This is a genomic window from Methanococcoides sp., from assembly GCF_030594565.1.
Taxonomy (GTDB): domain Archaea; phylum Halobacteriota; class Methanosarcinia; order Methanosarcinales; family Methanosarcinaceae; genus Methanococcoides; species Methanococcoides seepicolus.
In genome coordinates, this window is sequence record NZ_JAUVEY010000052.1 from 1 (window position 1) to 13,333 (window position 13,333).

Below are 13,333 nucleotides of genomic sequence, written 5' to 3' on the forward strand. Positions count from 1 at the left end.
GTTCCATTTGAACTGATGTAACCTTCACCGGGATTGGCGGTTGCTTTGCTACTGTAGTTTTCAATTGTTGGATGCTCTATTGCAACAAGTTTGGCATAATCCGGATCAATGAATTTAATTACAACGGAAAAATTCTGATCTTCTTCAAGTTTTACAGGTTCGCTTAGGTCGATCGTATGGTATCCTGCGTACTCAAATGTACCGGATGTGGAATATACATGTCCGGAGGAGTTGATGGGTCTCTGGTCAGGATCATTATATATGTATAGTTCATAGTCCGTCATCTCATCCGTTGTGTAGAAGCTGACAGCATTCATATATTCATCTGAACCTGCTGTGAAAATGTTTGCAGCCCATGAAACATTGCTGGTAGCATTTTCATACCCTATATTACGTATATGTCCCAATGGATCATACTGGTATATATTATCGTAATTATCCACATCCTCTGCACCTATAAAGACCGCTACCTGACCAGTATTATCGTTAAATGATGCTTCATAATACGATATATAGAAGTACCCTTCATCGCCAACACCGGTACCCCAACTGTTCTTACAGATAAAAGCACCGTCTTCAGGGGGGGTGATGTTAAAATTTCCCTTTGGATAGGAATCGTTCCAGCCCACCAGGGCAACAGCATGACCTCCTACATAATCAGTCCCATTATAGTAGTAGGTCAGATAGTTGCCATCAAATCCAGTCAAATTGACCTTAAAATAAGAGTATACTGCACCATATTCCATGACTGCATTCTTCAGGTAATCGTCATCATGTGATGTTTCATAATCTCTATATGGAAGATGGATCACTTCCTGAACATGTTTTCTTTCAGGGATGCTGGTGTCAGAATAAATTGATTTATCATCATATGGGTCATCAGATTCATTTACCGGCCCGGTCCAGCGGGAAAGGTAGGCTAATGCCATATTCTCGTTTCCACCATTATTGGGACCGATATCAAATCCTTCTGAATAGTTCTCGGACATTAGATTTTTCATATGATTTTCGGAAAAATCATAAACTCCTTCATCAGGGATCATGCATGATTCAAGAGATGCGTATGCCGCATGCGCCCAGCAACTGCCTGATTGCCCCTGATCTCGCACAGGAGTTACCCTGCTCTCATTGCGGAGATCGTAATATGCAGGCAGGGTTTCCACAGATGCTGAGAAAAGATCAATGTTATTTACACTGGGTGTGTAACTTTTATCAATGTGTGAATTGTCGACCGGAGATGGAATTATACCATTTATAGAATATCTTTCCCTTATCGATTCGTCTTTGTTTAGTGAGGATGATTGAATATGGGTGTCCTTATCCACATTTTCTTCCAGTTTTTTCATATAATCAATGAATTCCGGATTAAGTGGGGCCATATTTACTGCCGGAAATGTAGTTTCATTTATTGCAGGTGAATCATTGCCCGCAGGTGCAGCAAGTGCAACATTAGCTATACAAAATAATAATATTGTGATGGTAATTATTCTGATCGATTGCATAAACACAATTCCTGATTATCCATGATTGTTGAAAATTCGAAGGGAACATATACTGTTACATAAGTATGACTTGTTTTTACACATCTGGAATATTGTTTACTAAGTCCCCGAGTTTGATAAAAAGGTACGATATCATGTCATGTCATATAAACATTTTTATATTAATTAAGTAGTTCACATATTTTAGTTTTAATTCATTGGATCATCAAATTAGAATAGATAAATTATGAGCTAATTTGATCATCTCTCTATCTCGCTTAATCATATAGTTAATTTTATATGACATTGGAACTAATAAAATATTACTCATGGGGGTGAGGGATTTGATTATGGTTACTTTCAGTTACAATGGAGGTAATACCATGGAATCAGTAGTAAAACAAACATCAAATGGACCATTTGTTCTATTCGTATCGATACTTCTGGCAGCTTTTGCAGGATTTGCAATACAGATGTATTGATCTTCCTTTTTTTGCAAGATCGGTCCTTTCGCTTGAAATGAAACTTTGAAATGAACCAATTATTGGAATAAGTGTAACTCTTTAGATATTCAGAATAAATGGAATTCCATGTCTGGACTGGGATACAAAATAAAAGACTTATCATAAAAAAAGATATGAGAACTGAATTTCATCGTTTTTCAGTTCTCATCATCAATTCATTTCTCTCACTCATACCTTAAAGCATCCACCGGATTCAATTTTGCTGCACTTTTTGCCGGCATGAAACCTGCGATAAGACCAACTCCTATGGAAACCAGGGTAGCCACAATTGTAGCCTTTACGCTTAATGTGAATACGAACGGTATCTTCAATTGCATTGATATCAGATACACTATCACTTGTACAAATGCGGTTCCAAATATGATTCCTATTAAACCACCTACAAGTCCTATCAATGCAGCATTGCAGAGGAATATCAGAAGAACATCCTCATTTCTGGCACCGATAGCTTTCATAATGCCTATCTCTTTAGTCTTTTCAAGCACGGAAGTGAACATGGTATTGGCAATACCCACAGAACCCACTAATAATGAGATTCCTGCAATGAACGCAAGGAATGCGGTCAGACCTGATATCAGTTTATTTGTGCTTTCCATCATTTCCTGCTGGGAATATATATAGAAATCCTTTGTATCCTCATTGACACGTCTTGATAACTTGAGCTTTTTGTCCATTTCATCAAGTGCAGGTTGTAGCTCTGCATTCTTGTAGAGTTTAACTTCTATGGAGCCATAGATGTCTTTTTGCAGATTCGAATATTCATCATCCTGAGCCATTACGTACATGTCCTCATATGGCATGAAAACACTGCTGCCGAAAAGACCTCCCATTCCACCAAGAAGGCCATCACCTTTTGCAAGAATACCGACAACACGATATGATCTTCCGTTCAACAGAATAAGCTGGTTATGTCTTATCTTCTTATCCTTGAATGCTTCATTGGCAAGATTATCAGAGATAACTACCACGTTTTTGTCGCCTGCTTTAAGCAACCTTCCCTCACCTATATCTTCGGTGGTCATCTTTGACCAGACCTTCGGGTCAACACCGCTTATATATACCGATGTCTCTTCATTGCCCATACTCAGCATGGCACCAGAATCAACTTTTACATTGATGTATTCGATAGCCGATATTCTTTCAAGGGTTTGCACATCTTTTTTTGTCAATTGTGCTTGAGATCGTGAATCGGGATCATCAATGTACTTATTCGTTTTCTTGTCTTCGATCACAGGTTCGCCAACGCCCTCATCCTCATTCATCTCAAAAGGAACAGAAGCGACAATGGTGATGGTGTCTCCTCCAAAATCCTCAAGTGTCTTCGTTACTTGATCCTGAAAATATTCGCCGGTAGTTACAACTGTCATAACAGATGCTATACCGATAACAACACCTATGATAGTCAGCCAACTGCGTAATTTGTTGGATTTGACCATATTCAGTGATATTTTGAATATCTTTTTCGGTTTCATTTTTCACACCTCTTAAACCGGATCTGTCAGAGCATTTTCTTCTTATAAAGGACAAAACCTGCACCACCAAGAAGCGCAAGTGTCAGAATAAGTAAATTGTTGACACTCCCTGATGATTTGCTCTTAACAGCACTTTGTGATGCATCAGGTCTTGATGCATAAACTGACAATTCTTTGTCCTGTATCTCTCTTTCACCGTCACTTGAAGTATAGGCTATCTGGAACTTCAAAGGCAAGGACTCGCCATAATTGTCAGGGATCAAACCAAAATCTGCAAGGGTATAATCACTTTTTTGAAGGCTTCCCAGAACTACAGAATTAGAACCACTGCTCATACTCCATCCGTCCTGCTCAGGAATGGAAACGGTAACTGAACTTGCCTGATTATTACCTATATTGGATATTGAGAATGAATATTCTCCACTCATGGTCTGTTCAACGAATACTATATCGAAATCTGTTCCACCGCCAATGTAGATACCTGCTTTACTTTCAATGGTCTTACGTTTCTGGTTCTCAAGTGTTCCAGCTTGTGTTATTGTTTGTAGTTCTTCGACATCATCATAAGTGAGTGTCATATCAAGTTTATACAGTCCAGGCTTAGTGTTAACATTGGTCAGCACCTGGAAATCAACTGTTGTATTCCCATCGATATCAATGAAATTGATGTATTTCACATTACTTGAACCGACAGGCAAAACAAGGTCGCTTGTGCTTTCCCAGGAGAACATTGCGTTCTTTAGCGGGGAATTGCCAACATTCTTTATTACAAATGACAGATTCGTTTTCTTTCCCGGAACCAGTTTTTCAAGGCTGATAGATTCTATCTCTGCATTTGATTCACTATCAACATCGATATAGAACTCACGGGAAATACAGACATTGTCTTTGTTGCCTTGTTCATAGACCAGCACTTCTAGGGGATACTGGCCTGCATTGACATTGTTATCAACAAGCATTTCGAATTTTACGACCTTGCTTCTATCATCCTCATAACGCCTTCCCAATTTTCCTACATTTTCAATGAGGTTCGAGCCTGATACTTTCTTGAATGGATATTTTGGAACCACTTCAACAACAAGGTTTCCTGTTTCACTTGAACCGGTGTTCTGGATGGAATACCTTACTTCACAAGAACGCTTTTTTATTCTTTGGAATAGGGAATCTTTCATTCCTTACAGTTGTGATCTCATTTATAATGCTGAAATTCTCCATTTTAATGGGAACATATTTTTTTCTTATTGTGGGAGTACCTGCATTGGTCCTTGCTTTATTTGGATTCTGGATAGCCAGGTCTGAATTGCTTTACACAATTACATGGAGGCATTTTGATTCCATCTCGACAAAGAGGGTAATCAAAGCATTATTTTTCATAGGTCTGATGTTCTTTGTATTCATAGATCTGATAATCTATAGTTTATTGAGCGAAGCATATGGATTTGCAATGGGAATGGTCTATAAAGGTTTAATTTTTGCTTTGATACTATTATTAATTAAGAGCAATCTTAGGTCTTCCGGAAGGATGGGGTCAATAAAGCATCCATATTATCTAGGGCTTATCATGCTTTTTACATTGAATTTTTTGGGGATTTTTGCAGACCTCATAGCAGAGTCCAGCATTGCAACAATTTTTATAAATGGGCTTACAATTACCGCTTACATAATTATCCTTAAAGGTATTAGAAAATGGAGTCGCATTCTAACAATATGAAACCTTTCCAGAAAAGAAGCCGTCTGGAGATTATAAGGGATATTCTCAAAGTTATACGCGAATCCAATAACTCTATCAGTCCAACAAAACTCCAAAGGTTCTCAAATCTTTCTTTCCAGATGTTCGAAGAATATGTTAATGATCTTGAAAAGAAGGGGCTTATTGAAGCCAAACCCTATAGGGAAAAAAGGAAGATATATTCGCTTACAGATAAGGGGAGAGCTTTTCTGGATAAATATCAGGATTTTGTGAATTTCCTTGCAGATTTTGGTCTCTGAATAACGCATACCTTTTTTAAAATCGCTCTGATATGTATTTATGCATCCTCCTTCAAAAAAATTAAAGTTCTGAGAACATGTACTAGTATGTAGATACAATATTTCTATCAGTATTGATTTCCAAAACATGATGGTGGGAAAAGCTATGTATAAGTTATATGCAAAGTCATATGTTCACTATCGAAAAAAACAATAATTGAAACAATCGTAATTATGGAGGTCTATATATGACATTCTTAGATGATAAAATGCCAGAAGCTTCTAAAGCCTTTGGAGATCTGCGATCTGCTATATTCAGGGCAAACGCGCTTGACATAAAAACAAAAGAACTGATTGCAGTTGCATCAGCAGTCCTTATGCGTTGCGAAAAATGTGTGAAGATCCATTCAGAAAGGGCAAAAGAGAAGGGTGCAACTGAAGAAGAAATAGCTGAATCGATCTCCATTGCAATGTTCATAGCGGCCGGATCGCAATTACACTGGACAGATGCATATGACGAAATACTTGATGGTACAGAAGAGTGATAAATAAAAGTAGGACGATTATATTTTTAATGAAATGATCAGGCTTTAGTGGTTTCTGATCGTGTTGTGTAGTTCTGTATGCACTCATAAAATAAATATTACATATATATTTTATAATTTTTTTAAAAAGAGACAAATGAGATCTATATAATATTTTAGAGGATTGAAACGTTTGATCAATAATAATATTTATATATGAAAAAGTAAGAGATATCTGTGATTTATTTTTATCTTGAGGTGGTACATTAATGAATAAATCGGCATTTAGTCTGGTTATAATTACTTCTATAATATTAGCAACAAGTATTCCTGCTCAATGTATGGGGTATGATGCCAGATCCTTCAATGATGAAGGGGTAGCTCTGACATTGAATGGAACCTATGATAGGGCCATTGCGAAATACGATCTTGCACTTGTATCCGATCCCGATTCCCGAGTTGCACTTGAAAATAAGGCAGCAGCCCAATTTCTTTTAGGTGACTATGAAGGGTCTATCATCACTTACGATCATATTCTAAAGTTACAACCTGAATCTCCACTGATTCTTACTAAAAAAGGCATAGCACTGGAAAAAAAAGGAGATTATGGAGCTGCTATTGAAACATATGATAGAGCTCTTATGTATCTTACTAGATATATCTCAAGCATCACTCTGAATGAAACAAGCGAATTGAACGGATCAACTTCTACAACTTCCACAACTTCTACAACTTCCACAACTTCTATTGTAGAAGAGATTGGAGTTGACGAATCAATGATACTGTATCATAAAGCCAAGTCTCTTGAAGGACTTGGAAGGAATGAGGAAGCAATTCAACTTTATGAACAATTCATTGAGATACAGCTTGAGCATTCAACAACTCTTTATGAAAAAGGTCTTGACTTCGCAGAAGATGGTAAGTCGGAACAAGCTGTTGAACTTTATGATGAAGCACTACAGGTCGATCCTGATAATACGACCATCTGGTACTCAAGAGGGCAGGCATATGATAGTCTTGGTCTCTATGAAGAAGCTATTGTATCCTATGACAAAGCGATAGAGTTTGGTCCCGACGATGTGAATGCATGGTGGAACAAGGCGCTTGACTATGACAAGCTCGATAAAAAGGAAGATGCTATTGTCTCTTATGAGGAAGTACTTGTTCTTGATCTTTACAACGCAGAAGCATGGTTCAACCTTGGGGTTGCACTTGAAGCTACTGGCAATTATTTCGAAGCAATAAACAGTTTTGAACAGGTTCTATTACTCGATCCTGACAATCTTGATGCATGGCACAAAAAGGGACTTGTTCTCAATAAAATGGGAAGGTTCGATGAAGCACTGGTCAGTTATGATAGTGCATTGAAGATCAATCCGGACAACATTGCTAAAATATATGCATCCAATCCAGCAATAGCAAGCTTGAACACCAGTCAGCTTGCTGGATCATTTGTGGCCCCCCCTTCATTTAATAGTGATTCTGCAAAGATATGGTACGACAAAGGTACTCTTTATCTTGAACTAGAAGACTATGATGAAGCGGTCCTTAGTTTTGAAAAAGTTCTTGAAAATGATCCAAATCATGCGATCGTATGGTATAAAAAAGCTATTGCACTCGACAAATTAGGAAATTATAATGGTGCTATCATATGTTATACTGAAGCATTGAAAAGAGACTCATCCTGTGCAAATGTGTGGTATCAGAAAGGATATGACCTTGATACTACTGGAAGGTATTCAGAAGCTGTTTCCTGTTACAAAGAAGCTGTAGAACTCGACCCACAGTTCACTCTTGCATGGTATGCACTTGGTCTTGATCTTGCCCATATGGATGAACATAGTGAAGCAATTGCTACATATGATCAGGTTATTGGACAGAACCCTACTTTTGCTGATGCCTACTATAGAAAGGGAAGGGCCCTTGATAAGCTCGGTTCGTATCAAGATGCGATCGGAAGCTACAGTACTGCTATTTCATTAGATGGTTCCAACTCTGCTGCAAGTTTCCAGATGGAGGCAGATATCAGTCGAGTTGAAAGATTAGATCATTCATCTACTATTCCAAAACAGGATATAAGTCCTATTATAGACATTTTTGAGATCATAAAGAGTATCTCAGGTATTAGTGATTATGATAAAGCCATAATGGAACAGAAAGATATTGATCTTATCGGTATTGTTCCCGATGGACACGATGCATGGGTTGCCAAAGGTGGTTCTTTATTTGCAACAGGAAGTTATAGTGATGCTCTGTCAGCATATAATAAAGCGATATTGATCAAGCCAAACTCCAGTACCACTTGGTATATGAGAGGGCAAACATATGAAATGCTTGGGGATGGATCCAGAGCAATAAACAATTACGAAAAAGCCGTTGATATCGACAGTGGGTATAAAGCTGCATGGTTCGCTCTCGCACAGAACGTCTACAAGTCAAGTAATTATTATTATGCGATCCAGGCTTATGACAGCCTTTTGAAGATCGATCCGGAAAACAAGACCGCATTGCTCCAGAAAGGTCAAGCTTATGATAAGATCGGTCTTTATGGAAGTTCACTGGCCTCTTACAACAAACTTCTAAAGATCGATAAAGGTAACACTGAAGCATGGTATCTGAGAGGAGTTGCTTCCTATAATCTTGGAAATTTCGAGGAGGCTGTGTATTCCTATGATAAGTTCCTTGTATCAGATCCACAGAACATTGAAGTGCTACTTGAACAGTCTCTTGCACTTGAGGGTCTTGGAAGCTTTGAAAATGCGATCGCCAACTATAATGAAGTATTGATGTTGCAAGTAAACGATTCATCGGTGCTTATGAAGAAAGGCAATGTTTACGAAAAGCTTGGGCTTTACAAGGATGCGAATGATTGCTACGATATCGTTCTGGCAAATGACCCGGCGAACAGTCTCGCATTGAGCAGGAAAGGTTTCAACCTATATATGCTTGGAGATTATATTGGTGCAATGGACCACTACGATAAGGTAATTGCAGTAAATCCATACGATGCTGCTGCATGGTACAATAAAGGAAATTTGGCTTATCTGACAAGTAGTTACGCAGGTTCGACACAGTTCTACCTTAAAGCTGTCGAATTGCAGCCAAATAGTATCACTGCGTGGTATAACCTCGGATATATCGCCAATATAGATGGGGATGTGGAAGCAGCTATCACATACTATGAAAAGGCACTAGCCATCGATCCAAATGCAGCTTCTGCAATGTATAACAAAAGGTTTGCACATTACAGGGTAGGACAATCGGTTTCCGCGGAAACTGAACGCAAGAAATTGGAAGCACTTGATCCTGACTTCATAGCAGCGCTTGACGACAGGGGAACAAAGTTCTTTACGCCGGACGAATATGATCCAGCGATCGTGTATGAACTGCCAAGCAGATGGTATGATGGTGAAGACCTGCTGGAAACAAATTCAGTAAAGGAATGAGATCTCAAAGGTCCATTCCTTTTTTTTAAAGCAAAGACCACCTTTTCTGATAAACTAAAATAAAAGAGAACAAAAAAGAAAAGGCATATCCTGAAATTGAGTTTTCAGGATATGCATCGCTTCATCTAAGTTCAGCTGAAATCCTCAAGACCATCAAGGTCAAGGGTTGCAAAGTAATCTTCAATTGTTTCTGCTCTTCTGATCTGGACAATGCTGCTGTCCTCTCTTAACAATAATTCAGCAGAGCGGAGCTTACCGTTGTAGTTGAATCCCATTGCATGTCCGTGAGCCCCGGAATCATGGATCACAAGAAGGTCTCCACGCTCTATTTCAGGGAGCATTCTGTCAATTGCGAACTTATCGTTGTTCTCACAAAGGGAACCTGTAACATCATAGAGATGGTCTTCCGGTTCGTTCTCCTTTCCAAGAACGGTTATGTGGTGGTAAGCCCCGTAAAGCCCCGGTCTCATGAGATTTGCCATGCATGCATCGGTACCGACATAATCCTTGTAGATATGCTTAAGGTGCCTTACTTCAGTGACAAGATAGCCATAAGGACCTGTGATCGTCCTGCCGCACTCAAGGTATATCTTCAACGGGTCAAGACCGTTCGCCTTGATGCTCTTCTCATATTCATCACGGACACCTTCTGCAATGACGTCATAAGGAACAGCTTCCTGGTCTGGCCTGTAAGGAATACCTATTCCGCCACCAAGATTGACGAAATCGAAACGAATATCAAGCTCTTTTGAGATCTCAACTATAACTTCAAAGAGCAGTTTTGCCGTTTCAACAAAATATGATGGTTCGAGTTCGTTCGATACCACCATTGTGTGAAGGCCAAAACGCTTGACACCTTTTTCTTTCAGAATTCTGTATCCCTCAAAGAGCTGCTCTTTTGTAAATCCATACTTTGCTTCTTCTGGATTTCCAATGAATGCATTACCTCCCTTCAATGGGCCGGGATTGAACCTGAAACAAACAAGCTCAGGAAGCCCCGCTTCTTTTTCAAGGAACTCGATATGACTGATATCATCAAGATTAATGATCGCACCAAGTTCTTTGGCCTTGACAAATTCCTCTGCAGGAGTATCGTTGGAACTGAACATAATATCCTCGCCAACAATACCTGTCTTCTCTGCGAGCAGAAGCTCAGGAAGTGAACTGCAATCAGCACCAAAGCCTTCTTTTTTCAGTACCTTGAGGATATAGGGGTTTGGGAGTGCCTTAACAGCAAAGAACTCCTGGAAGCCTTCTACTATACTAAAAGCATCTTTGAGTTTTCTTGCATTGGCTATGATCGCTTTTTCATCATAGATATGGAATGGGGTTGGAAACTGTTCCTTTATTTCCAGTATCTGTTCTTTTGTGAATGGAAGTGTCTTTGATACCATGTCCTTTAAGTCTCCTTTATTGTTTCTGAAGCACTCTACTAACTTTAAAGTTAATACTATTTTCGATAAGAAAATTGTTTCCGGTCAAGAGAGAAAGTAATAGGACAACATATGCAGGTGCTATAATGATTTTTATATGATGAAAGTTGGAATCTATCTATGAAAGAGTTATTCAGCCTTCTGGAAAACTCCAGCTATTGTGTTGTCCTTACAGGTGCAGGAGTATCAACATTTTCAGGTATATCGGACTTTCGGGGAAGTTCCGGACTATATAATGAATTTGATGCTGACTTCATTTTCTCGATCGATCACTTCAAGAAAGAACCATCATATTTTTATGGACATTCAAAGAACCTTATCTACGATCTTGAACACAGGCAACCAAGTATTGTACATAAAGTTCTCTCTGAACTTGAAGAGCAAGGGATAATAAAAACTATAATAACCCAAAATATTGACATGTTGCACCAGAAGGCTGGTTCAAAGAACGTCATTGAAGTCCATGGTTCTCCACAAGAACATTCCTGTCTTGCCTGCGGAAAGAAATATCCTTACGAATATATTGTAGCCCTGCTTAGAACAGAAGAGGTCCCTACCTGTAATGAATGTGGGGGACTGATAAAACCTGACATTATTTTCTATGGGGAAATGTTAAAGCAAGACGTAATTGAAAAAGCAATCGAAGAAAGTTCAAAGGCTGATCTTCTATTGGTTCTCGGATCGACCCTTGTGGTTCAACCTGCTGCCAGTTTGCCACTTTACACAATCAAAAATGGGGGACATCTTGTTATTGTGAACAATATGGAAACACCCCTTGATGGATATGCAATAGGGCTATACAAAGACCTTGGAGGTGTGTTCGTTTCCATTGCAGAACATTTCTATATTGACCTTTGATAAAATTTTAATCAATAAACTATAATAATATACCTGCAATATAGGACACCAAGATGAATTTGATACCGGATTTTATCAAACGGAACGATCCATGTGCACACGGTCAGTTGGTACTGTCGATGATCTTCATGTTCACGTTCCTTGCATTCCCTTTTCTTAAGGTTAATGTTCTGATAATCATATTTCTGGTTATGCTTATAGCTTTCAGGTATCTTGAAACCAAACCTCATCTATTGAAAAGTCTTGATACGATGCTCAGGACGAGATCAACGCAGGCATTTGTCGCTTCGATCCTAATACTGTTCCTGGTAAGTTTCGTACTTGATTCCTTTGCCTGCAACTATCCGATATTCGTTATAGGACAGGTCGTTGCCATCTCAACGGTAGGATTAGGTTCTGCAACGGTGGTTCGCTGCCATAAGGAATCAACATACATGTCTCTTATGAAGGGGGAATCTCCGGAAAGGGATCTCAAAAATGATGAGATTAGGATCAATTTCATACCCTCAAGCATTACGATGCTTATAGTCGGAATAATCTTTGCATCACTGGCTGGTTTTTGGATAGTCTACTGGCAGGGTGCGAACATATCCTATAATATGATATTCTTCGTAGCAGTGATAGGTTCAATAACTGCCGGATTGTTTGAATCGATCCCTTCGAAGATAGACAAGAATATATCAATCCCACTTGGCTCCGGTATGGCAATGTGGTTGTTCTTCTCATTTGGATATTCGATCCCAACGAACCAGATACTGTTCGCACTTCTCTTTTCGATGTTCCTCGGTTATCTCGCATATTATGCAAAGATAGCTGACATCTCTGCTTCCCTTAGTGCAACCCTCATCGGTGTACTGATAATCGCATTTAGTAACATCTACTGGTTCATACTCCTTCTGACATTTTTCATTCTTGGCGGTATTTTTACTAAATATAAGTACAAGCTCAAGGAATCAATGGGCATCGCAGAAGGGAAGGGTGGGGTTCGAACATACGAAAATGTGTTCAGTAACAGTACAGCCGCCCTTATACTTGCTATTGCATATGGTATCTATCCCCAGTACAGCGAACTGATCATATTTGCATATCTTGGCACAGTAGCAACAGCTGCTGGCGATACTCTTGCAAGTGAGATCGGCACAACGGCACAACAGCAACCAAGGATGATAACAACTCTGAAACCCGTGCAAACCGGTATTGATGGCGGGGTGACATTACTTGGTGAGCTCTCATCGATCGGCGGGTCGGCAATAATTGCAATTTTCGCGATCATGTTCGCAATGGTCGACAGTTTTTATGCAGCCCTGTTCATAACGGTCGCTGGAGGGTTTTTAGGTACGAACATCGACAGTCTCCTTGGAGCAACACTACAGAGTAGGGGATTGTTGACCAATAGTGGTGTAAATTTCGTTGCTACTTTTGCAGGCGCAATTATTTCTGCAGGACTGTATGTACTGTTGTTCTAAGAAGAATCTATGTTACAATGAACGTAACTATTCAGCCTAATTATCGTCAATCCTGTATCAACTCTAATACAAAAAATTAATTTGCAACCCTAAAATCAAACAATCGTTGGAACAAATGGGTTTCCATCGATTGCATCTTGAATAGCTTTCATCACAGAAAG

Annotated in this window: 10 protein-coding genes; 6 read left to right on the forward strand and 4 right to left on the reverse strand. The window is 39.2% G+C overall.

The window, feature by feature from the left end; translation table 11 throughout:
• The 3 genes from QAS77_RS05920 to QAS77_RS05930 all read right to left on the reverse strand — a co-directional run.
• On the reverse strand, positions 1-1,502 hold a 1,502-nt coding region (locus QAS77_RS05920), incomplete at its 3' end, for a lectin like domain-containing protein (protein ID WP_305064453.1).
• Positions 1,503-2,169: 667 nt separating this feature from the next.
• Positions 2,170-3,477 (reverse strand): ABC transporter permease, encoded by a 1,308-nt coding sequence (locus tag QAS77_RS05925; RefSeq protein ID WP_305064454.1) that lies wholly within the window; start codon positions 3,475-3,477, stop codon positions 2,170-2,172.
• Between the two features lie 26 nt (positions 3,478-3,503).
• A complete protein-coding gene (locus QAS77_RS05930; RefSeq protein WP_305064455.1) occupies positions 3,504-4,649 on the reverse strand; it encodes a COG1361 S-layer family protein in 1,146 nt (381 codons plus the stop codon).
• An 86-nt stretch (positions 4,650-4,735) separates the two neighbouring features.
• On the opposite strand from QAS77_RS05930, the gene QAS77_RS05935 reads away from it, so the two are divergent.
• The 4 genes from QAS77_RS05935 to QAS77_RS05950 all read left to right on the forward strand — a co-directional run bounded on the left by QAS77_RS05935 (position 4,736) and on the right by QAS77_RS05950 (position 9,415).
• Positions 4,736-5,188: a hypothetical protein gene (locus QAS77_RS05935; protein ID WP_305064456.1), complete on the forward strand. Its 453-nt coding sequence runs from the start codon at positions 4,736-4,738 to the stop codon at positions 5,186-5,188.
• On the forward strand, positions 5,185-5,466 hold the full coding sequence (locus QAS77_RS05940; RefSeq protein WP_250867513.1) for a winged helix-turn-helix domain-containing protein: 282 nt from the start codon (positions 5,185-5,187) through the stop codon (positions 5,464-5,466). Before QAS77_RS05935 ends, QAS77_RS05940 begins: the two co-directional genes overlap by 4 nt.
• A gap of 227 nt (positions 5,467-5,693) precedes the next feature.
• Positions 5,694-5,990 (forward strand): carboxymuconolactone decarboxylase family protein, encoded by a 297-nt coding sequence (locus tag QAS77_RS05945; RefSeq protein ID WP_250867514.1) that lies wholly within the window; start codon positions 5,694-5,696, stop codon positions 5,988-5,990.
• Between the two features lie 248 nt (positions 5,991-6,238).
• Positions 6,239-9,415, forward strand: coding sequence for a tetratricopeptide repeat protein (locus QAS77_RS05950; RefSeq protein WP_305064457.1), 3,177 nt, complete (start codon positions 6,239-6,241; stop codon positions 9,413-9,415).
• A gap of 131 nt (positions 9,416-9,546) precedes the next feature.
• Here QAS77_RS05950 and QAS77_RS05955 read toward each other — a convergent pair whose 3' ends face one another.
• The gene (locus QAS77_RS05955; RefSeq protein WP_305064458.1) at positions 9,547-10,809 is read right to left on the reverse strand and encodes a diaminopimelate decarboxylase family protein; all 1,263 of its coding nucleotides are present in this window, start codon (positions 10,807-10,809) and stop codon (positions 9,547-9,549) included.
• Between the two features lie 159 nt (positions 10,810-10,968).
• Between QAS77_RS05955 and QAS77_RS05960 the strand changes: the two genes are divergently transcribed.
• Entirely contained in the window at positions 10,969-11,706 is a 738-nt protein-coding gene (locus QAS77_RS05960; RefSeq protein ID WP_305064459.1) for an NAD-dependent protein deacylase, read from the forward strand.
• Positions 11,707-11,759: 53 nt separating this feature from the next.
• A complete protein-coding gene (locus tag QAS77_RS05965) occupies positions 11,760-13,172 on the forward strand; it encodes a TIGR00297 family protein (protein WP_305064460.1) in 1,413 nt (470 codons plus the stop codon).
• Positions 13,173-13,333 lie beyond the last annotated feature (161 nt).

Excerpts from the sequence above, each read along its gene's own strand:
- QAS77_RS05925 (WP_305064454.1), bottom strand. The coding sequence starts at position 3,477 with ATGAAACCGAAAAAGATATTCAAAATATCACTGAATATGGTCAAATCC.
- QAS77_RS05930 (WP_305064455.1), bottom strand. The coding sequence starts at position 4,649 with ATGAAAGATTCCCTATTCCAAAGAATAAAAAAGCGTTCTTGTGAAGTA.
- QAS77_RS05940 (WP_250867513.1), top strand. The coding sequence starts at position 5,185 with ATGAAACCTTTCCAGAAAAGAAGCCGTCTGGAGATTATAAGGGATATT.
- QAS77_RS05945 (WP_250867514.1), top strand. The coding sequence starts at position 5,694 with ATGACATTCTTAGATGATAAAATGCCAGAAGCTTCTAAAGCCTTTGGA.
- QAS77_RS05950 (WP_305064457.1), top strand. The coding sequence starts at position 6,239 with ATGAATAAATCGGCATTTAGTCTGGTTATAATTACTTCTATAATATTA.
- QAS77_RS05955 (WP_305064458.1), bottom strand. The coding sequence starts at position 10,809 with ATGGTATCAAAGACACTTCCATTCACAAAAGAACAGATACTGGAAATA.
- QAS77_RS05960 (WP_305064459.1), top strand. The coding sequence starts at position 10,969 with ATGAAAGAGTTATTCAGCCTTCTGGAAAACTCCAGCTATTGTGTTGTC.
- QAS77_RS05965 (WP_305064460.1), top strand. The coding sequence starts at position 11,760 with ATGAATTTGATACCGGATTTTATCAAACGGAACGATCCATGTGCACAC.